1 rRNA gene is annotated in these 279 nt (G+C 44.4%); it reads right to left on the bottom strand.

Features of this window, described 5'->3' with window-relative positions:
• Positions 1 to 80 (bottom strand): 5S ribosomal RNA (gene rrf, locus H3T83_RS11335); the annotation flags it as partial.
• Positions 81 to 279: the final 199 nt, after the last annotated feature.

The raw sequence follows: 279 nt of genomic DNA, 5'->3' as shown, positions 1-279 counted from the left end.
ACACTACCATCGGCACTACGGCGTTTCACTTCTGAGTTCGGCATGGGGTCAGGTGGGACCACCGCGCTATTACCGCCAGACATATTCTGTCTTCTCTTCTCTCAATTGATGTGCATTATCTCATATCCACATCAATCGCTCAATCCGGAACAAACTGTTCGAGTATCTATTAATCTATCTCTACCTTCGCGTATCCAAAACAACTCCGAGTTGTAAGGTTAAGACTCTCGGTTCATTAGTATCAGTTAGCTCAATGTATCACTACACTTACACACCTGA

The organism is Gilliamella sp. M0320, from assembly GCF_016101635.1.
GTDB classification, from domain to species: Bacteria; Pseudomonadota; Gammaproteobacteria; order Enterobacterales; family Orbaceae; genus Gilliamella; species Gilliamella apis.
The sequence above is the reverse complement of the archived record's forward strand: the minus strand, read 5'-3'. Positions and strand labels throughout refer to the sequence as shown.